At 69.1% G+C, this 19,118-nt stretch carries 18 protein-coding genes; 14 read left to right on the top strand and 4 right to left on the bottom strand.

The window, feature by feature from the left end; translation table 11 throughout:
* From ABZX75_RS30950 to ABZX75_RS30935, 4 genes are all read left to right on the top strand, one after another.
* On the top strand, positions 1 to 305 hold a 305-nt coding region (locus tag ABZX75_RS30950), incomplete at its 5' end, for a vitamin B12 dependent-methionine synthase activation domain-containing protein (protein WP_355416386.1).
* A gap of 111 nt (positions 306 to 416) precedes the next feature.
* Positions 417 to 1,118 (top strand): HAD family phosphatase, encoded by a 702-nt coding sequence (locus ABZX75_RS30945; RefSeq protein WP_355416383.1) that lies wholly within the window; start codon positions 417 to 419, stop codon positions 1,116 to 1,118.
* 549 nt (positions 1,119 to 1,667) lie between these two features.
* Entirely contained in the window at positions 1,668 to 3,272 is a 1,605-nt protein-coding gene (locus tag ABZX75_RS30940; protein ID WP_355416380.1) for an ABC transporter substrate-binding protein, read from the top strand.
* Between the two features lie 74 nt (positions 3,273 to 3,346).
* Positions 3,347 to 4,927, top strand: coding sequence for an ABC transporter substrate-binding protein (locus ABZX75_RS30935; protein ID WP_355416398.1), 1,581 nt, complete (start codon positions 3,347 to 3,349; stop codon positions 4,925 to 4,927).
* Between the two features lie 70 nt (positions 4,928 to 4,997).
* Here the strand turns inward: ABZX75_RS30935 and ABZX75_RS30930 are convergent, their stop codons facing one another.
* Together ABZX75_RS30930 and ABZX75_RS30925 are read right to left on the bottom strand one after the other, a co-directional pair.
* Complete coding sequence (locus tag ABZX75_RS30930) at positions 4,998 to 5,672, bottom strand: response regulator transcription factor (RefSeq protein WP_355416377.1); 675 nt, start codon at positions 5,670 to 5,672, stop codon at positions 4,998 to 5,000.
* 64 nt (positions 5,673 to 5,736) lie between these two features.
* Positions 5,737 to 6,657 carry a RecB family exonuclease gene (locus tag ABZX75_RS30925; protein ID WP_355416374.1) on the bottom strand — a complete coding sequence of 307 codons (921 nt, stop codon included), beginning with the start codon at positions 6,655 to 6,657 and terminating at the stop codon, positions 5,737 to 5,739.
* Between ABZX75_RS30925 and ABZX75_RS30920 the strand changes: the two genes are divergently transcribed.
* From ABZX75_RS30920 to ABZX75_RS30910, 3 genes are all read left to right on the top strand, one after another.
* Positions 6,554 to 8,056: a site-2 protease family protein gene (locus ABZX75_RS30920; protein WP_355416371.1), complete on the top strand. Its 1,503-nt coding sequence runs from the start codon at positions 6,554 to 6,556 to the stop codon at positions 8,054 to 8,056. The two genes, ABZX75_RS30925 and ABZX75_RS30920, sit on opposite strands and share 104 nt — an antisense overlap.
* Before the next feature lie 18 nt (positions 8,057 to 8,074).
* Positions 8,075 to 8,971: a tRNA (adenine-N1)-methyltransferase gene (locus ABZX75_RS30915; RefSeq protein ID WP_355416368.1), complete on the top strand. Its 897-nt coding sequence runs from the start codon at positions 8,075 to 8,077 to the stop codon at positions 8,969 to 8,971.
* 315 nt (positions 8,972 to 9,286) lie between these two features.
* Positions 9,287 to 9,802 (top strand): hypothetical protein, encoded by a 516-nt coding sequence (locus ABZX75_RS30910; RefSeq protein ID WP_355416395.1) that lies wholly within the window; start codon positions 9,287 to 9,289, stop codon positions 9,800 to 9,802.
* Between the two features lie 4 nt (positions 9,803 to 9,806).
* Here the strand turns inward: ABZX75_RS30910 and ABZX75_RS30905 are convergent, their stop codons facing one another.
* Positions 9,807 to 10,127 (bottom strand): ferredoxin, encoded by a 321-nt coding sequence (locus tag ABZX75_RS30905; protein WP_355416365.1) that lies wholly within the window; start codon positions 10,125 to 10,127, stop codon positions 9,807 to 9,809.
* A gap of 264 nt (positions 10,128 to 10,391) precedes the next feature.
* Here ABZX75_RS30905 and arc point away from each other — a divergent pair, with 264 nt between their 5' ends.
* The 6 genes from arc (at position 10,392) to prcA (ending at position 16,540) form a co-directional block, all read left to right on the top strand.
* Positions 10,392 to 12,158: a proteasome ATPase gene (gene arc / locus ABZX75_RS30900; protein WP_355416362.1), complete on the top strand. Its 1,767-nt coding sequence runs from the start codon at positions 10,392 to 10,394 to the stop codon at positions 12,156 to 12,158.
* 252 nt (positions 12,159 to 12,410) lie between these two features.
* Positions 12,411 to 13,922, top strand: a complete 1,512-nt coding sequence (gene dop, locus ABZX75_RS30895; protein WP_355416359.1) for a depupylase/deamidase Dop — start codon at positions 12,411 to 12,413, stop codon at positions 13,920 to 13,922.
* Positions 13,923 to 14,110: 188 nt separating this feature from the next.
* Positions 14,111 to 14,323 (top strand): ubiquitin-like protein Pup, encoded by a 213-nt coding sequence (locus ABZX75_RS30890; protein WP_243630220.1) that lies wholly within the window; start codon positions 14,111 to 14,113, stop codon positions 14,321 to 14,323.
* Positions 14,324 to 14,623: 300 nt separating this feature from the next.
* Positions 14,624 to 14,938 (top strand): endonuclease VII domain-containing protein, encoded by a 315-nt coding sequence (locus ABZX75_RS30885; protein ID WP_355416356.1) that lies wholly within the window; start codon positions 14,624 to 14,626, stop codon positions 14,936 to 14,938.
* Positions 14,890 to 15,729, top strand: coding sequence for a proteasome subunit beta (gene prcB / locus ABZX75_RS30880; RefSeq protein WP_355416353.1), 840 nt, complete (start codon positions 14,890 to 14,892; stop codon positions 15,727 to 15,729). The genes ABZX75_RS30885 and prcB overlap by 49 nt, the downstream gene beginning before the upstream one ends.
* Before the next feature lie 46 nt (positions 15,730 to 15,775).
* Complete coding sequence (gene prcA / locus ABZX75_RS30875; protein ID WP_355416350.1) at positions 15,776 to 16,540, top strand: proteasome subunit alpha; 765 nt, start codon at positions 15,776 to 15,778, stop codon at positions 16,538 to 16,540.
* Between the two features lie 119 nt (positions 16,541 to 16,659).
* Here the strand turns inward: prcA and ABZX75_RS30870 are convergent, their stop codons facing one another.
* Positions 16,660 to 17,661, bottom strand: a complete 1,002-nt coding sequence (locus ABZX75_RS30870) for a LacI family DNA-binding transcriptional regulator (protein ID WP_355416347.1) — start codon at positions 17,659 to 17,661, stop codon at positions 16,660 to 16,662.
* Positions 17,662 to 17,807: 146 nt separating this feature from the next.
* On the opposite strand from ABZX75_RS30870, the gene ABZX75_RS30865 reads away from it, so the two are divergent.
* Positions 17,808 to 19,070 (top strand): MFS transporter, encoded by a 1,263-nt coding sequence (locus ABZX75_RS30865; RefSeq protein WP_355416344.1) that lies wholly within the window; start codon positions 17,808 to 17,810, stop codon positions 19,068 to 19,070.
* Positions 19,071 to 19,118 lie beyond the last annotated feature (48 nt).

The following is a 19,118-nucleotide window of genomic DNA, read 5'->3' as shown; positions in this document are numbered from 1 at the left end:
TCTCCGTCCAGCTGGCCGAGGCCATGGCCGAGTACTGGCACGCCCGCGTCCGCGCCGAGCTCGGATTCGGCGGCGAGGACCCCGCCAAGGTCGAGGACATGTTCGATCTCAAGTACCGCGGCGCCCGCTTCTCCCTCGGCTACGGCGCCTGCCCCGACCTGGAGGACCGCGCCAAGATCGCCGACCTCCTCCAGCCTGAGCGGATCGGCGTCCACCTGTCGGAGGAGTTCCAGCTCCACCCCGAGCAGTCCACCGACGCCATCGTGATTCACCACCCCGAAGCGAAGTATTTCAACGCACGCTGAGGCGGGCCGACGTAGACTAGTCGGTCCCATACAGGCCGGTCGCCTGTTCCCCGGGGCATGTCCCAGGGGAAGAGGTGACCGGCCTTCTCGTCCCTTCTGAGAGGTGTGCGCATGACGAGCACCGTTCCCGCCCCCGTCGCCCGTACGGCCGACGGCTCAGCCCTGCAGGCGGTGCTGCTCGACATGGACGGCACCCTCATCGACACAGAAGGCTTCTGGTGGGACGCCGAGGTCGATGCCTTCGGGGAGCTCGGCCACCGGCTCGACGAGTCCTGGCGTCACATCGTCGTCGGCGGCCCCATGAGCCGAAGCGCGGCCTTCCTGATCGAAGCCACCGGCGCCGCCATCACCGTCGGTGAGCTCAGCGTGCTGCTCAACGAGCGTTTCGAGGCGCGCATCGCCGACCGCGTCCCCCTCATGCCCGGCGCCGAGCGGCTCCTGAACGAGCTGGCCCGGCACAACGTGCCCACCGCCCTCGTCTCCGCCTCGCACCGCCGCGTCATCGACCGGGTGCTGCTCTCCCTGGGCCGTGACCGGTTCGCCCTGACCGTGGCCGGGGACGAGGTGCCGCGTACCAAGCCGCACCCCGACCCGTACCTGCTCGCCGCCGGAGGTCTGGGCGCGCACCCCTCCCGGTGCGCGGTCATCGAGGACACGACCACCGGCGTGGCCGCAGCGGAGGCCGCCGGCTGCCGGGTCGTGGCCGTCCCCTCCGTCGGTCTGATCACCCCCGCTCCCGGGCGTACGGTCGTCCGCTCGCTGGAGGACGTGGACCTGGCGTTCCTGCGCTCCCTCATCGTCCCGATGAACTGAGCGCACTCCCCACGAGGCCTGCGTGTGCCTGCCTGTGCCCGCGAGGCTGCCGATACATAACGAGACGCCCTGCACACGCTCTGTACCGAACAGAACACCCGCAGGATCGAATCCTGCGGAAGAATCTTCCGCGCGAGGCTCCGGAGGCTGAAATTCCATCCTCCCCGGGGCAGTTGCGCCGGGTGACCTTGGTCACGTGTCACGGCCTCGACGGACCTGTCCGCCGGCTCTGAAGGGTTCCCTTGTGTCCGCATTGATCAGCTCCTGACCGAATCTGCGGCGACCCCCTCATCAACAGGCAGTCCGCTCCCATCACCGTGCGATTACGTCCCAAGTCCGGCCAGTTCCAGCCATCCAGTCCACGGCCACTAGTGTCAATCCGGGCACTACGCCGCACCTCAGCCGTACCGGACACACACCCCTGTGCCGGGACCGCGTGGACCGATCGTCACAACACCGGCCCGATCGTTCCGCCCTGAACGGGCGACCGCCGCGAAGTGCCCTTCACACCGCTTTGAGCAAGTGCCGGTCATAGGGAGTACTTCCAGCATGAACCGCAAGACCCTGGTGCTGACGGCCGCGGCCGGACTGCTCACCCCCACGCTGGCCGCATGCGGCAGCGCGAGCGGCGGAGGAGCAGGATCCGGAGCGATCGTCGTCGGCACCACCGACCGGTTCGAAGCCGCCGACTCCGCCCCCGCCCCCTTCGACCCGGCCCACGCCTACGACGCCGGCGCCTGGAACGTCCTGCGCCAGACCGTCCAGACGCTGATGCACACCCCGCGCGGCGGCGGCCAGCCCGTCCCCGAAGCAGCCTCCGACTGCCGCTTCACCGACGCCGGCAACGAGAGCTACCGCTGCACCCTGCGCCCCGGGCTGAAGTTCGCGAGCGGTGACCCGCTCACCGCCAAGGACGTCAAGTTCTCCATCGACCGGGTCCGCGCCATCAAGGACGAGAACGGCCCGTCCTCGCTGCTCTCCACCATCGACACCGTCGAGACCAAGGGCGCCGACACCGTCGTCTTCCACCTGAAGACCCCGGACGCGACCTTCCCGAACAAGCTGTCCACCCCCGCCGCCGGCATCGTCAGCGAGAAGAACTACGACGCCAAGAAGCTCCGCGAGGGCTTCGCCGTGGACGGCTCGGGCCCGTACACGATGAAGGCCGAGGTCAAGGACAACCAGCTCGTCCGCGCCGTCTTCAGCAAGAACCCCCACTACAAGGGCGACCTCAAGCTGCAGAACGACAAGGCCGAACTGCGCACCTTCCCCGACTCCCAGGCCATGGGCAAGGCGCTCACCGACGGATCCATCCACATGGTGTCCCGCACCCTGTCGCCCGCCCAGATCACCGAGCTGTCGGCCAAGCCGCCCAAGGGCGTCAGGCTCGTCCCGATGCCCGGCCTGGAGATCCGCTACCTCGGCTTCAACACCGAGGCCCCGGTCGTCAAGGACAAGGCCGTACGCCAGGCCCTCGCCGCCGCCGTCGACCGGGGCGGGCTCATCTCGAAGGTCTACGGGAAGTCCGCGCAGCCGCTCTACTCGCTCGTCCCCACCAGCCTGACCGGGCACGTCAACTCCTTCTTCAACAAGTACGGCGAGGCCAACACCCCCAAGGCCGCCGCCCTGCTGAAGGAAGCCGGAATCAAGACCCCGGTCAAGCTGACCCTGAACTACACCAACGACCACTACGGCGACGGCACGGCCGCCGAGTTCGAGGCCCTCAAGACGCAGCTGAACTCCACTCAGCTGTTCGACATCACCGTCCAGGGCAGCGAATGGGCCGACTTCCGCCCCGCGCAGAAGAAGGGCGACCACGCCGCCTACGGGCTCGGCTGGTTCCCCGACTACCCGGACGCCGACAACTTCCTCGCCCCGTTCCTGGAGCAGGACAACTTCCTGGGCACGCCGTACGCCAACAGCACGGTGCGCACCAAGCTCATCCCCGACTCCCGGCGCGCGGTCGACCGTAACGTCGCCGTCCCCGCGATCACGGAGATGCAGGACATCGTCGCCGAGGACGTGCCCGTCCTGCCCCTGTGGCAGGGCAAGCAGTACGTCGCCGCACGCGACGGGATCACCGGAGTGGAGTGGTCGGTCAACGCCATCTCCGACCTCCAACTGTGGGAGCTCGGCCGCGGAGTCAGCGGCTGACACCGGCAAAAACCGGCAGCGGGTGTCGCAGGCCGGCGCAACGATTCGTTAAGACTGTGAAGGACGTTCGCGTGATGAGACGTAACCAGTGGTTGGCGGCCCCGCTCGGCGCAGCCACCGCCGCCGCGCTGCTCAGCGGTTGCGGTTCGACGGATGGCTCGAATGCCGGCAACGGCAAGGGCGTGGTCATGGGGATATCCGACAAGGTGAAGTCCACCGACCCCGCGTCGGGATACGACCCGGGCTCCTGGCTGCTCTTCAACAACGTCTTCCAGTCGCTGATGAGCTTCCCCAAGGGCGGCACCACGCCCGAGCCCGACGCCGCGCAGACCTGCTCCTTCGAGGGCAGCGAGAGCAAGGTGTACAAGTGCGTCCTGCGCGCCGGCCTGAAGTTCAGCAACGGCAACAGCCTCACCTCCAAGGACGTCAAGCACTCCTTCGAGCGCACGCTGAAGATCAATGACGAGAACGGCCCCGCCGTGCTCCTCTCGTCGATCGGCGGCATCGACACTCCCGACGAGAAGACCGTCGTCTTCCGCCTCAAGACGGCCGACGCGACCTTCCCCAGCAAGATCGCCTCGGGTGCCGGCGCCATCGTCGACCACCGCGAATACCCGGCCGACAAGCTCCGCACCGACAACAAGGCCGTCGGCTCCGGCGTCTACAAGCTGGACGCCTTCAGCGACAAGAGCGCCGGCTTCTCGGTCAACGAGTCCTACAGCGGCAAGGCCAAGGCGAAGAACAACGGCGTGACCCTGAAGTTCTTCAACGGGGACCAGGCCGCCCTCAAGACCGTCCTGGAACGCGGCGATGTCGACTTCGCCTTCCGCGGCCTGGCCGCCAAGGACATCGCCGGCCTGGCCTCCTCCAAGACGGGCGACCAGAAGGTCGACGTCGTCCAGGGCACCGGCGCCGAAGTCGAGCACATGGTCTTCAACATGAACGACCCGGTCGCCGGCAAGCAGCCCGTCCGCAAGGCCATCGCCTACCTCATCGACCGCGAGGCACTGGTCAAGGACGTGTACGCGGGCACCGCCACCCCGCTCTACTCCATCGTCCCGGCCGGCATCGCCGGACACACCACCCCCTTCTTCGACCGCTACGGCGGCACCCCGCAGCCCGAGAAGGCCAAGGCCGTCCTCAAGGCCGCCGGCATCACCGGCAAGATCAAGCTGACCCTGTGGTCCACGCCGTCCCGCTACGGCCCCTCCACCGACCAGCAGTTCCAGGTCATCGCCCAGCAGCTCAACGACAGCGGCCTGTTCGAGGCCGACATGAAGTCCGTCGAGTTCGACCAGTACGAGAAGGACATCAAGGCCGGCAAGTACGGCGTGTACGTGAAGGGCTGGGTCCCGGACTACCCGGACGCCGACAACTTCACGCAGCCGTTCTTCGGCGAGGGCAACGTCCTGGAGAACAACTACGACAACAAGGAGATCACCGGGACCATCATCCCGTCGACCGCCGGCAAGACCGACCGCGGCTCCGCCACGCCCGACTACACGCGCTTGCAGGACATCGTCGCCGACGAGATCCCCGTGCTCCCGCTCTGGCAGGGCAAGCAGTACGCCGTGGCGCGCCAGAACGTCGGCGGCCTCCAGTGGTCCCTGGACGCCTCGACCGTCTTCCGCTTCTGGGAGATCAGCAAGGGCTGACCCGACGGCCACGTGCGAACGGGCCGGCAGCCGCGCGACGCGGCTGCCGGCCCGTTCCCGTACCCGAGGGCTACTGCCCGGCGCCCGGGCGGACCAGACCGCTCTCGTACGCGTACACCGCCGCCTGAACCCGGTCCCGCAGGCCCAACTTCGTCAGCACATGCCCCACGTGCGTCTTCACCGTGGTCTCGCTCACGAACAGATCCGCCGCGATCTCCGCATTCGACAGGCCCCGGGCCACCAGCTTGAGCACCTCGACCTCACGCTCCGTCAGCGTCCCCAGCGAATGGGGAACGTTCTCCTCGCCCGACGGCAGGTGGCCCGCGTACTTGTCCAGCAGCCGCCGCGTGATGCTCGGTGCCAGCATCGCCTCACCCGCCGCGACCACCCGGATCGCCTGCACCAGCTCATGGGCGGGCGCGTCCTTCAGCAGAAACCCGCTCGCCCCGGCCCGCAGCGCTTCCACCACGTACTCGTCCAGATCGAAAGTGGTCAGGACGAGCACCTTCGCCGGGCCGTCCCGACCCGGACCGGTGATCTGCCGGGTCGCCTCCACCCCGTCCATCCGCGGCATCCGGATGTCCATCAGCACCACGTCGGGCTGGAGCGCCCGCACCTGGTCCAGCGCCTGCAGACCGTCCCCGGCCTCGCCCACCACCGCCAGGTCCTCCTCCGCCTCCAGGATCATCCGGAAGCCGGTGCGCAGCAGGGGCTGGTCGTCGACCAACAGGACGCGGATCGCCACGGGGTCTACCTCGATTCGTCGGACGGCTTCGGCGGACGCCGCCCATTCTGCCCTGGCCGGACGATCAGGATTCCGCCGGGCGGACCACCACGCCCTCCCCGGACGCCTCCGCCCCCGCACGCGGAACGATCACCAGCGGATAAGCCGGGGGAGTCCCCCCGAACTCCGGACACATCGCCTGGTGATCACACCAGCCGCACAGCTTCGTCGGCCGAGGCAGCCACTCACCGGTCTCCGTCGCCTCCCGGATCGCCTCCCACAGCGCGAGCAGCTTGCGCTCCACCCGCTCCAGATCCGCGATCACCGGGTCGTACGTCAGCACGTCCCCGCTCCCCAGATACACCAGCTGCAACCGCCGCGGCACCACCTGCTTCAGCCGCCACACCACCAGCGCGTAGAACTTCATCTGGAACAACGCGCCCTCGGCATACTGCGGCCGCGGCGCCTTGCCCGTCTTGTAGTCGACGATCCGCACCTCACCCGTCGGCGCCACGTCCACCCGGTCGATGATCCCGCGCAGCCGCAGCCCCGACTCCAGCTCCGTCTCCACGAAGAACTCCCGCTCCACCGGCTCCAGCCGCGTCGGGTCCTCCAACGTGAACCAGCGCTCCACCAGCGCCTCGGCCTCCGTCAGCCACCGCGCCAGCTCCGCCCCCTCGTCCCCGGCCGGGAACAGCTCCGTCAGCTCCGGCTTCGCCTCCAGCAGCCGGTCCCACTGCCCCGGGATCAGCGCCTTCGCCCGCGGCGCCGTCCGCTCCTGTGCCGGATGATCGAAGAGCCGCTCCAGCACCGCGTGCACCAGCGTCCCCCGCGTCGCCGCCGCACTCGGCTTCTCCGGCAGCTTGTCGATCACCCGGAACCGGTACAGCAGCGGGCACTGCATGAAATCGCTCGCCCGCGAAGGGGAGAGCGATGAGGGCCGCACAGCGCCCGGCGCTGCGTCGGCATCGGCTGCGCCTGGCACGGCACCGGAGCTCGTCGTCATGCGCAAAACCCTACGACCCGCCACCGACAGGAGGCGCATACCATCGACGCCGAGCCCCCCGGCACTGCATGATCGATGCATCACCCCGCGCTACGGCGCGGCCGGAAGCACGCCGGAACCACCGCGGAACCACACTGGGACCGTGCCGGAAACCGCCGACGGAACCGACCCGCCGGACAGCACCGAACGAAGGACAGCCGTGGCAGACACCGACGAAACCGGCGAGCGCGGAGCCCGGCGCTCCGGACCGGGCGGCGGACTCCTCATGGGCCGCCCCTTCGGCGTGCCCGTCTACGTCTCGCCCAGCTGGTTCCTGGTCGCCGCCCTCATCACCTGGGTCTTCGGCGACCAGCTCGACCGCATCCTGCCCGACCTCGGCCCGGTCCGCTACCTGGTCTCCCTCTTCTTCGCCGTCGCCTTCTACGCCTCCGTCCTCGTCCACGAACTCGCGCACACCGTCGCCGCCCTGCGCTTCAAACTCCCCGTGCGCCGCATCCAGCTCCAGTTCTTCGGCGGAGTCTCCGAGATCGAGAAGGAATCCGAGACACCCGGCCGCGAATTCGTCCTCGCCTTCGTCGGCCCCCTGCTCTCCCTCCTCCTCGCCGGAGCCTTCTACCTCGGCATGAAGGCCGTCGACCCGGCGACCGTCCCCGGCGTCCTGCTCGCCGGCCTGATGATCTCCAACCTGCTCGTCGCCGCCTTCAACCTGCTCCCCGGCCTCCCCCTCGACGGCGGCCGCATGCTCCGCGCCGTCATCTGGGGCATCACCGGCAAACCCATGACCGGAACCATCGCCGCCGCCTGGATCGGCCGCGGCCTCGCCGTCGCCGTACTCCTCGGCCTGCCGCTGCTCACCCACACCGGCCTCCTCGGCAACCGCACCGAGGAAATCGGCGGCATGGACACCGTCATGGACGCCCTGCTCGCCGCAATCCTCGCCGCCATCATCTGGACCGGCGCCGGCAACAGCCTGCGCATGGCCCGCCTGCGCGAACACCTCCCCGAACTCCGGGCCCGCACCCTCACCCGGCGCGCCATCCCCGTCGAGAACACCACCCCCCTCTCCGAAGCCCTGCGCCGCGCCAACGAAGCCGGCGCCCGCGCCCTCGTCGTCGTCGACGGCCACGGAGACCCCACCGCCATCGTCCGCGAGAGCGCCATCGCCTCCGTACCCGAACACCGCCGCCCCTGGGTCGCCGTCAGCACCCTCGCCCAAGACCTCACCGACGGCATGAAGGTCTCCGCGGAACTCGCCGGCGAAGAGCTCCTCGAACGCCTCCGCGACACCCCCGCCTCCGAGTACCTCGTCCTCGAAACCAGCGGCGAGATCTACGGCGTCCTGTCCACCCTCGACGTCGAGAAGGCCTTCGTGAAGGCCATGGCGCGGCCCCGGTCCTGAAGCCAATACACTGGTCACATGTCCGAACCGACCGGTGCCGCCCGCCGACGCGGGCCCTTCAAGGTCGGGGACCAGGTTCAGCTCACCGACCCCAAGGGCCGCCACTACACGTTCACGCTCGAAGCCGGGAAGAATTTCCACACCCACAAGGGTTCCTTCCCGCACGACGAGCTGATCGGTGCTCCCGAGGGCAGTGTTGTCCGCACCACGGGCAATGTCGCGTACCTCGCGCTGCGCCCCCTGCTCCCCGACTACGTCCTGTCCATGCCCCGCGGTGCCGCCGTGGTCTACCCCAAGGACGCCGGCCAGATCCTGGCCTTCGCCGACATCTTCCCCGGCGCGCGCGTCGTGGAAGCAGGTGTGGGCTCCGGCTCCCTGAGCAGCTTCCTGCTGCGCGCCATCGGCGATCAGGGCATGCTCCACAGCTACGAGCGCCGCGCGGACTTCGCCGAGATCGCCACGGCCAACGTCGAGCGCTACTTCGGCGGCCCCCACCCCGCGTGGCAGCTGACCGTGGGTGACCTCCAGGACAACCTGTCCGACACGGACGTCGACCGCGTGATCCTCGACATGCTCGCCCCCTGGGAGTGCCTGGAAGCCGTCTCCAAGGCACTCGTCCCCGGCGGCATCCTCTGCTGCTACGTGGCCACCACCACCCAGCTCGCCCGGACCGTCGAATCCATCCGCGAGTTCGGCTGCTACGCCGAGCCGCAGCCCTGGGAATCGATGATCCGCAACTGGCACGTCGAGGGCCTGGCCGTCCGCCCGGACCACCGGATGATCGGCCACACCGGCTTCCTCGTCACCGCCCGCCGCCTCGCGGACGGCGTCGAACCGCCCCTGCGCCGCCGCCGCCCCTCCAAGGGCGCCTACGGCGAGGACTACGACGGCCCCGGCAGCGACCGGTCCGCCTGACGGCTTCTCGCCGGCCCGGCCCGCCGGCCCAACACGAAGGCGCTGCCGCGCAGTTCCCCCAGCCATTCCGGGAACTGCGCGGCAGCGCCCTTTCGTTGTGCCGTACGACGGCTCCGCCGGCCCGGGCCCGGCCGAACCACCACGGACCCGGCCGTTCCGCGTCCGTGTGAGGTGTGGCACGATGCTGGCTCCCCGTCACCCTTCGCACAGGAGACACCCCGCGTGCCGTACAGCCCCGCCGAGCCGGCCCCGACATGGGAAAACCTGGCGCACAGCAGCGCCAGGCCCGTCCACTGGCTCGCCACGGCCTGCGCCATGGCCGCCGTCATGGCCATCGCGGGACTCGTCCAGCCGGCCACCGGCGCATCAGCCGAGACGTCCACCGAGACCGTCGCCGCCCCCGCGAACGGCCCCCGGCCCACCGCCCCCGACCTCACCGGCCTCATGTACCCCCTGGACTGCAAGGGCGCCCCACAAGCCACCACGGCCACCGCCCACGGCGACCTCGACGGCGACGGCCGCCCCGAGACCGTCGCGGCCGTCCGCTGCCAAGCAGGCTCCGGCACCCCGCCCCACGCGCTCTACGTCCTCACCCAGGACCGCACCGAAGGCGCCGGGCCCCGCGTCGTCGCCACCCTCCTCGACACCACCCGGCGACAGACCGTCACCGATCTCACCGTGCGCGACGGAGCGGTCACGGCCACCCTCCTCGGCTACTCCACCCCGGACGTCCCGCGCTGCTGCCCCGACACGAAGCAGCTCGCCAAGTGGCGCTGGAGCGGCGGAAAATTCCGCCAGGAGCTGACGGACTCGACCGCCAAGAGTGTTTGAAACGTCACTCGGCGTCGGGACCGAAGACTTCCACCCCGTCCGAAACGCGCCTTACGTGAATGCAGTCACCCGGACATTCCTTCGCCGAGTCGACCACGTCCTGGAGCACCGTCAGCGGCACCGGAGTCGTCGCCCCCGCGCTCTGCAGCAACTCGTCGTCCCCGCTCTTCACGTACGCCAGACCGTCGATGTCCAGCTCGAACACCTCCGGCGCGTACTGCGCGCAGATGCCGTCCCCGGTGCAGAGGTCCTGGTCGATCCAGACCTCAAGCGGCTCGCCGGCACCGCCGACGCCTGCCGCGGGAGCCTCCTGCTGCACGGTCATATCTCCTGCCGTTCCCTGCGCTGAGTGATCCGTCCCGGTCACTACTCGCAGCAAGTCGCGCGAGCTCTGACGGGTGTTGAACACTTCGACCTTACAACCGGCCGCTTTCCGATGTTGCTGGGTGGGTATTTCCCTGGTGTGAGGGAGTACGCAAGGGTGAAGATCGGACACACCCCTACCGTCTTTGTGATCTAGGGGTTTCAATCACCACCAGCCCAGGTAGGGTCAGGAAGCGTCCAGCTCCCCTTGGAGGAGGTGAGGACCGTGGCAGCCCACGACGACGACATCAACCGCGGCATCCGGCCCGGGCGAGGGTCCGAGGACCCCGCCGGCCAGGTTGCCTATCTCGAGCAGGAAATCGCCGTCCTGCGACGTAAGCTCGCCGACTCTCCGCGACACACGAGGATTCTCGAAGAGCGGATCGTCGAGCTGCAGACAAATCTGGCCGGCGTATCCGCACAGAACGAACGACTGGCGAATACGCTCCGTGAGGCCCGGGACCAGATCGTGGCCCTCAAGGAAGAAGTCGACCGGCTCGCACAGCCGCCGGCCGGTTTCGGTGTCTTCCTGCAAGCGAACGAGGACGGCACCGTCGACATCTTCACCGGCGGCCGAAAGCTCCGCGTGAACGTCAGCCCAAGCGTCGAACCGGAAGACCTCCGGCGCGGCCAGGAGGTCATGCTCAACGAGGCCCTCAACGTGGTCGAGGCCATGGAATTCGAGCGGGCCGGGGACATCGTCACCTTCAAGGAGATCCTCGAGGACGGCGAGCGTGCCCTGGTCATCGGGCACACCGACGAGGAGAGGGTGGTGAGGCTCGCCGAGCCGCTCCTGGACGTCCCTATCCGCGCCGGCGACTCCCTGCTGCTCGAACCCCGCTCCGGCTACGTCTACGAGATCGTCCCCAAGAGCGAGGTCGAGGATCTCGTCCTCGAAGAGGTCCCGGACATCGATTACGACAAGATCGGCGGTCTGGGCGACCAGATCGAGCTGATCCGCGACGCGGTCGAGCTCCCGTACCTCTACCCGGACCTGTTCAAGGAGCACGAACTGCGGCCGCCGAAGGGCATCCTGCTCTACGGCCCGCCCGGATGCGGCAAGACGCTCATCGCCAAGGCCGTGGCCAACTCCCTTGCCAAGAAGGTCGCCGAGGTGACCGGACAGGCCGCGGGGAAGTCGTACTTCCTGAACATCAAGGGCCCCGAGCTCCTCAACAAGTACGTCGGCGAGACCGAGCGGCACATCCGCCTCGTCTTCCAGCGTGCCCGGGAGAAGGCGAGCGAGGGCACCCCCGTCATCGTCTTCTTCGACGAGATGGAATCCCTCTTCCGCACCCGCGGATCCGGTGTCAGCTCGGACGTGGAGAACACCATCGTCCCGCAGCTGCTCGCCGAGATCGACGGCGTGGAAGGCCTGGAGAACGTCATCGTCATCGGCGCCTCCAACCGCGAGGACATGATCGACCCGGCCATCCTGCGGCCCGGCCGCCTCGATGTGAAGATCAAGATCGAGCGTCCGGACGCCGAGGCCGCGAAGGACATCTTCGCGAAGTACCTCAAGGCCTCGCTGCCCCTGCACACGGACGACCTGTCCGAGCACCAGGACTCGCGGCCCGGCACCGTCCACAGCATGATCCAGACCGTCGTCGAGCAGATGTACGCGGAATCCGAGGAGAATCGCTTCCTTGAGGTCACGTACGCCAACGGCGACAAGGAAGTCCTGTACTTCAAGGACTTCAACTCGGGCGCGATGATCCAGAACATCGTGGACCGTGCGAAGAAGATGGCCATCAAGGCCTTCCTCGAGCACAACCAGAAGGGCCTCCGCGTCGCCCACCTCCTCCAGGCTTGCGTGGACGAGTTCAAGGAGAACGAGGACCTGCCCAACACCACGAACCCGGACGACTGGGCCCGGATCTCCGGCAAGAAGGGCGAGCGGATCGTATTCATCCGCACGCTCGTCACCGGAAAGCAGGGCGCCGACACCGGACGCTCCATCGATACGGTGGCAAACACCGGTCAGTACCTCTGACGAAGCGGGGCGGCTGCGGGTGCCCTCCTCGGGCATCCGCAGCCGACTGCTTTACCGGCTGCTTTTCAGCCGGTGACAGGGAAAATTGAATGACGGAAATGATCTCCCCACGAGCGCGGAGTGGTTCTAGGCTCTTCCGTACCGCCGGACGCGCAGTGCGGGGACGGGCACCGCACAGGACGACGCACCGGAGCACCAGCGGTACTTGAGCGCCGCTCCCGAAGGGGAGCGCCGCCGGGCAAGGAGGGCCGCATGACCGTACGGCGAGTAATGGGGATCGAGACGGAGTACGGGATCTCCGTCCCGGGGCACCCGAACGCCAATGCCATGCTCACCTCGTCCCAGATCGTCAACGCCTACGCGGCGGCGATGCACCGGGCGCGACGCGCCCGCTGGGACTTCGAGGAGGAGAATCCGCTGCGGGACGCCCGCGGCTTCGACCTCGCCCGCGAGGCCGCCGACAACAGCCAGCTGACCGACGAGGACATCGGCCTGGCCAACGTGATCCTCACCAACGGCGCGCGCCTCTACGTCGACCACGCGCACCCCGAGTACAGCTCGCCGGAGATCACCAATCCGCTGGACGCCGTGCTCTGGGACAAGGCCGGCGAGCGGATCATGGCCGAGGCGGCCGTCCGGGCCGCGCAGCTGCCCGGAGCCCAGCCGATCCACCTCTACAAGAACAACACCGACAACAAGGGCGCCTCCTACGGCACGCACGAGAACTACCTGATGAAGCGGGAGACCCCCTTCTCGGACATCGTGCGCCACCTGACGCCCTTCTTCGTGTCGCGCCAGGTCGTCACGGGTGCGGGGCGCGTCGGCATCGGCCAGGACGGCCGCGAGCACGGCTTCCAGATCAGCCAGCGCGCGGACTACTTCGAGGTCGAGGTGGGCCTGGAGACCACCCTGAAGCGGCCCATCATCAACACCCGCGACGAGCCGCACTCGGACGCGGAGAAGTACCGCCGGCTGCACGTGATCATCGGCGACGCCAACCTCTCCGAGATCTCGACCTACCTGAAGCTCGGCACGACGGCACTGGTCCTGTCGATGATCGAGGACGGCTTCATCAACGTCGACCTGGCCGTCGACCAGCCCGTACGCACCCTCCACCAGGTCTCGCACGACCCCGACCTCCACCACCTGATCACGCTCCGCAGCGGCCGGACCCTGACCGCGGTGCAACTCCAGATGGAGTACTTCGAGCTGGCCCGGAAGTACGTCGAGGAGCGTTTCGGGTCCGACGCGGACGAGCAGACCAAGGACGTGCTGACGCGCTGGGAGGACGTGCTGGGGCGCCTGGAGAGCGATCCGATGAGCCTGTCGGGAGAGCTGGACTGGATCGCCAAGCGGGAGATCCTCGAGGGTTACCGGCGCCGCGACAGCCTGGACTGGGACGCGGCGCGGCTGCACCTGGTGGACCTCCAGTACGCGGACGTACGGTCCGAGAAGGGCCTGTACAACCGCCTGGCGGCCCGCGGCAAGATGAAGCGGCTCCTGGAGGAGCCGGCGGTGGAACGGGCCGCGAGCAAGCCGCCGGAGGACACCAGGGCGTACTTCCGGGGCCGCTGCCTGGAGCAGTACGCGGACGATGTCGCGGCGGCGTCCTGGGACTCGGTGATCTTCGACCTTCCGGGCCACGACTCGCTCCAGCGGGTCCCGACGCTGGAGCCGCTGCGGGGCACGCGGGCCCACGTGAAGGAGCTCCTGGACCGCTGCCGCACGGCGGAGGACCTGGTGCGCGTGCTTTCGGGGCGGTGATTGCGGCTGAAAGGCCGCCGGTCCGGGAATCATGAAGACAGCCGGACGTTATGCCGGATGTTATGACAACTACGGGGACGGATGTCGGACCCTCCTTGTAGAGTCCGACGTAGGGTCTGATCTTGAGAGGGGTCCCGATCCGGGGGCCTCTCGACGTGAGCGTGCGAACCGAGCGGGGTGAGGTATTCATGGCGACCAAGGACACCGGCGGCGGACAGCAGAAGGCGACGCGCTCGACCGAGGAGGTCGAGGAGCAGACCGTGGAGGCTGAGTCCGACCTCAAGGAACGACAGGAAAAGCTCTCCGACGACGTCGACTCCGTACTTGACGAGATTGATGATGTACTCGAGGAAAACGCCGAGGATTTCGTTCGGAGTTTCGTACAAAAAGGTGGCGAATAGCCTTCGAATCTGAGGCGGGTCCAATGGAACGAAGTGGTGTCGCGGCTGTAGCCGGGACGTGCCGCTGAGCGGATTCGCCTCAGATCGGAATCGTGGGGACGGCCTTCAGCCGAGGTGCCGGGAGTGCGTGGCGGCCTACAGTGCCGAGCACTACCGGCGCCGCCAGGCGTCCAGAGGCAAGGTCGTCAAGGAAAGGGTGCAAGTCCCGCCGGGCTGGAAGCTGTGCCGGACGTGCGGCGAGATGAAGCCACACAGCGAATGGCACAAGAACGCGACAGCTTCTGACGGACTGTCCACTCGATGCAAGGCTTGTCGGGCGATCCAGGGCCGGGCAGGCCACCTCAAGCGTTTTACGGCATGACCGAGGCCGAGCGTGACGAGATGATGGCAGCTCAAGGCGGGGTCTGCGTGATCTGCCAAGTGGCTCCGGCCGAGCACGTTGATCACGATCATCAGACGGGTAAGGTCCGAGGCGTACTGTGCTTCAGCTGTAACGCAGCGCTGGGGCAGTTCAAGGATCGGCCGGACGTCATGAGGCGTGCAGCCGCTTACGTGGAAGGAAACCTGTGGAACCCAACACTCTTAGCACAGGGCGTCTACCGGCAGCCTTCCTGACGCCGGGGTCGTCGTCCTTCATGGACTTCCTGGGCGCGCACTCGCCCCAGATGCTGCCCGGCAACCGCAGGCTGCCGGAGGGTGTCGTCGAGGCGCCGCACGGGACGACCATCGTCGCGGCCACCTTCCCCGGCGGGGTCGTGCTGGCCGGTGACCGGCGGGCGACCATGGGGAACATGATCGCGCAGCGGGACATCGAGAAGGTGTTCCCGGCCGACGAGTACTCCGCCGTCGGCATCGCCGGTACGGCCGGCCTGGCCGTGGAGATGGTGAAGCTGTTCCAGCTGGAGCTGGAGCACTTCGAGAAGGTGGAGGGGGCGACCCTTTCGCTGGAGGGCAAGGCCAACCGGCTGTCCACCATGATCCGGAGCAATCTGGGGATGGCGATGCAGGGGCTGGCCGTCGTGCCGCTCTTCGCGGGCTATGACGAGGCCAAGGAGAAGGGCCGGATCTTCTCCTACGACGTGACCGGGGGCCGCTCCGAGGAGCACGGCTTCGCGGCCACCGGTTCGGGCTCGATCTTCGCCCGCGGTTCGATGAAGAAGCTGTACCGCGACGATCTGACGGAGCAGCAGGCGACCACGCTGGTCGTGCAGGCCCTGTACGACGCCGCGGACGACGACTCGGCCACCGGTGGCCCGGACTTGTACCGCCGGATCTTCCCGATCGTCACCGTCATCACCGACGAGGGCTTCAGGAGGCTCAGCGAGGAAGAGTCCTCGGAGCTCGCCCGCGCCATCACCGAGCGCCGCATGGAGCAGCCCGACGGGCCGCGCGCCGCCCTGCTCTGACCATCCGCCGCCCCGTAGGAGCCCAGAAGAAAGGGACGGACAGCCGGTGTCGACTCCGTTCTATGTGTCACCCCAGCAGGCCATGGCCGACCGGGCGGAATACGCCCGCAAGGGCATCGCCCGCGGTCGCAGCCTTGTCGTGTTGCAGTATGCCGACGGCATCGTGTTCGTCGGTGAGAATCCGTCTCGCGCGCTGCACAAGTTCAGCGAGATCTATGACCGGATCGGCTTCGCGGCCGCCGGTAAGTACAACGAGTACGAGAATCTGCGGATCGGCGGCGTGCGCTATGCCGATCTGCGGGGATACACGTACGACCGTGATGATGTGACGGCCCGTGGGCTGGCGAATGTGTACGCCCAGACGCTGGGCACGATCTTCTCCTCGGCCGGTGAGAAGCCGTACGAGGTGGAGCTGGTCGTGGCCGAGGTCGGTGCGACCGCGGCGGGGGACCAGATCTACCGGTTGCCGCATGACGGGTCGATCGTGGACGAGCACGGTTCGGTCGCGGTGGGCGGCAATGCCGAGCAGATCAGTACGTTCCTGGATCAGCGTCACCGGGACGGGATGACCCTGGCCGAGGCGTTGAAGCTGGCGGTGCAGGCGCTGTCGAGTCAGGCGAACAGTGCGGACAAGACGATTCCGGCCGAGCGGCTGGAGGTCGCGGTGCTGGACCGGACGCGGGCGCAGCAGCGGAAGTTCAAGCGGATCCGGGGCCGGCAGTTGGCACGGTTGCTGGAGGCGGACGTTCCGGCGGCCGCGCAGGCGGATGCCGTGTCGAACGACGAGGCTCCGGAGGATGACGCGGAGTAGTACCCGGCTGGGGAGGGAGCCCCGGTCCGCCGTTTCGGCGGGCCGGGGCTTCGTCGTGTCCGGGTCCTGGGCGGGGTCCGGGTCGCGGGGTTCAGAGGGTGGGGTTCAGAGGGTGGGGTTCAGGGGGTGGGGGCGGGGCCGGAGGAGTCGCGGACGATCAGTTCGACGGGGATGTCGGGGCCGGTCCAGGGGGAGCCTTCGAGGACGGCGAGGAGGGCGGTCATGCCCTGTTCGCCGACGCGTTCGGCGGGGAGGCGCACGGTCGTCAGCTCGGGTTCGACGGCGGTGGCGAGGGCGAGGTCGTCGAAGCCGGTGACGGAGAGGTCCTCGGGGACGCGCAGGCCGAGGCGGCGGGCGGCTTTGCAGGCGCCCGCGGCGAGGATGTCGTCGTCGCAGACGACGGCGGTGGGCCGGCCGTGGGGGGTGGCCAGGGCGCTCTCCATGGCCGTACGGGCGCCGTCCACGCTGAGGGGGGCTCGTACGGTGCGCAGCTCGGCGGGGGGCGCCAGGAGGGCGGCCAGGGCCCCGGCGCGGATGTCGAAGGTCCAGGAGTCGACGGCGGAGGCGAGGTGGAGGAAGCGCCGGTGGCCCAGGGCCAGGAGGTGTTCGGTGACCTGGCGCATGCCGTCGGCCATGGCGAGGTTGACGTGGGCGGCGGCGGCGCCGCCGGCGGTGGGGTCGCTGTCGAGCATGACGAGGGGGAGTCCTTCGCCGCCGATGGCGTCGAGGGCGTCGGCCGCCATGGAGGAGGCGATGACCCCGTCGAGGGCGGCGCGGGCGGAGGCGAAGGGGTCGCGGGCGGGGCCGGTGCCGTCGGGGGAGGGGTAGAGGACGACGCCGAAGCCGTGTTCGGCGGCGACGCGGGCGGCGCCGGTGTAGACGCGGGCGAAGAACTCGTTGGTGAGGGCGGGGACGACGAGGAGGGCGGTGCGGGTGGAGCCGAGGCGGAGGTTGCGGGCGGCGAGGTTGGGGCGGTAGCCGAGCCGGGTGGCTGCTTCGCGGACGAGGCCGGCGGTGCGTTCGGAGACGCGGCCGCGCCATTTGTCGCCGAGGACGAGGGAGACGGTGGCCTGGGAGACCCCGGCGGCGGTGGCCACGTCCCGGCTGGTGGGTCTCGTCACGGGTGCTCCTGAGGTGCTGGGTCGTCGGGGGTGTGGGGCGGGCCGGGGTGGTCGGGGGAGTGGACTGGTGGGCTGGGGTCATGGTACGTATGACTCGTCACGTTATACGTATTACTCCGGTGGGATCCGGGCGGAAGGGGGCGGACATGGCCGCGGGATACGCGGAGCTGCTCAAGACCCGGCACGCGGCGAGGCTGCTGGCGGGCACGCTGATAGGCCGGCTGCCGAACGGCACCGCGCCGATCGCGATCGTGCTGTTCACGCGGGCCGAGGGCGGCAGCTACAGCCTCGCGGGGGCGCTGGCGGCCGTGTACGGCGTGGCCAACGCGGTGGGCCAGCCGCTGCTCGGGCGGGCCGTGGACCTGTTCGGGCAGCCCAGGGTGCAGCTGCCGGCCGCCGTGGTCTCGGCGCTCGGGATGGTGTGGCTCGCGCTCGCGGGTACGGGCTCGACGGGCGCGGCGTACGCGGCCGTGGTCGTCGCCGGGTTCTTCACGCCGCCGCTGGAGGGCGGGCTGCGTGCCCTGTGGCCGAGCGTGCTCGGCGGCCGCGAGGACCGGGTGCACGCGGCGTACGCGATGGACGCGGTGGCCCAGGAGGTCATGTTCACCGTCGGCCCGCTGCTGGTGACGCTGTTCGTCTCGCTGTGGTCCCCGGCCGGCGCGCTGCTCGCCCTCAACGCCATCGGGGTGCTGGGCGCGCTCTCCGTGGTGGTCTGCGAGCCCTCCCGTACGTGGCGGTCAGCTCCTCGCGAGGCGCACTGGCTGGGCGCCCTGCGCTCGCCGGGCCTGCTGGCGCTGCTCGGTGCCTTCTTCTTCGTCGGGACGGCGCTGGGGTCCATCACGGTGGCGGGCATCGCGTACGCGGACGACCACGGCGACCAGGCCGTGTACGGGTGGCTGATGGCGGCCCTCGGCCTCGGCGCGCTGATCGGCGGTGTGGTCTACGGCGCCCGCCAGTGGCCAGGGGCGCCCGAGCGGCGGCTGCGGATGCTGGTGGCGCTCCTCACGCTCTGCTACCTGCCGTTGACGCTGACCCCGGACCCGGTGGCCATGACGGCGCTCACGGCGCTCGCCGGGGTGTTCCTGGCGCCGGCCATCGCCTGCGCGTTCATCGTCGTGGACCGGCACGCCCCGGCCGGGACGGTGACGGAGGCCTTCTCGTGGCTGGTCACCTTCTTCGGTGTGGGCGCGGCGATCGGTACCGCGGCCGCCGGGCCGGCCGTGGAGCTGGGCGGTACGGCGGTGAGCTTCGCGGTGGCCGGTGCCGCGGGCGCCGCCTCGCTGATGGTGCTGACGGTCACTCAGCGGGTGCTGGCGACTCCCGGTCGCGGCAGGGCGGTGGCGGGCTCGTCGGAGAGGCCGTCAGGCGACTCGTCCGGGGCCGCGTTCGAGGTGCCCTCCGCGGGTTGACGGCGAGCTGACCACGGGCCGGCCGCGGGCCGGCCGATGGGCCGATCG

This window comes from Streptomyces sp. NPDC003038, assembly GCF_040611115.1.
Lineage (GTDB): Bacteria > Actinomycetota > Actinomycetes > Streptomycetales > Streptomycetaceae > Streptomyces.
The sequence above is the reverse complement of the archived record's forward strand: the minus strand, read 5'-3'. Positions and strand labels throughout refer to the sequence as shown.

What these genes read in the sequence shown, in the direction of transcription:
- ABZX75_RS30940 (WP_355416380.1), top strand. Translation starts at nt 1,668, where the DNA reads ATGAACCGCAAGACCCTGGTGCTGACGGCCGCGGCCGGACTGCTCACC.
- ABZX75_RS30920 (WP_355416371.1), top strand. Translation starts at nt 6,554, where the DNA reads ATGAAATCGCTCGCCCGCGAAGGGGAGAGCGATGAGGGCCGCACAGCG.
- dop (WP_355416359.1), top strand. Translation starts at nt 12,411, where the DNA reads ATGACCGTACGGCGAGTAATGGGGATCGAGACGGAGTACGGGATCTCC.
- ABZX75_RS30890 (WP_243630220.1), top strand. Translation starts at nt 14,111, where the DNA reads ATGGCGACCAAGGACACCGGCGGCGGACAGCAGAAGGCGACGCGCTCG.
- ABZX75_RS30925 (WP_355416374.1), bottom strand. Translation starts at nt 6,657, where the DNA reads ATGACGACGAGCTCCGGTGCCGTGCCAGGCGCAGCCGATGCCGACGCA.
- ABZX75_RS30935 (WP_355416398.1), top strand. Translation starts at nt 3,347, where the DNA reads ATGAGACGTAACCAGTGGTTGGCGGCCCCGCTCGGCGCAGCCACCGCC.
- ABZX75_RS30865 (WP_355416344.1), top strand. Translation starts at nt 17,808, where the DNA reads ATGGCCGCGGGATACGCGGAGCTGCTCAAGACCCGGCACGCGGCGAGG.
- ABZX75_RS30915 (WP_355416368.1), top strand. Translation starts at nt 8,075, where the DNA reads ATGTCCGAACCGACCGGTGCCGCCCGCCGACGCGGGCCCTTCAAGGTC.
- ABZX75_RS30910 (WP_355416395.1), top strand. Translation starts at nt 9,287, where the DNA reads ATGGCCGCCGTCATGGCCATCGCGGGACTCGTCCAGCCGGCCACCGGC.
- ABZX75_RS30945 (WP_355416383.1), top strand. Translation starts at nt 417, where the DNA reads ATGACGAGCACCGTTCCCGCCCCCGTCGCCCGTACGGCCGACGGCTCA.
- ABZX75_RS30905 (WP_355416365.1), bottom strand. Translation starts at nt 10,127, where the DNA reads ATGACCGTGCAGCAGGAGGCTCCCGCGGCAGGCGTCGGCGGTGCCGGC.
- ABZX75_RS30885 (WP_355416356.1), top strand. Translation starts at nt 14,624, where the DNA reads ATGCAAGGCTTGTCGGGCGATCCAGGGCCGGGCAGGCCACCTCAAGCG.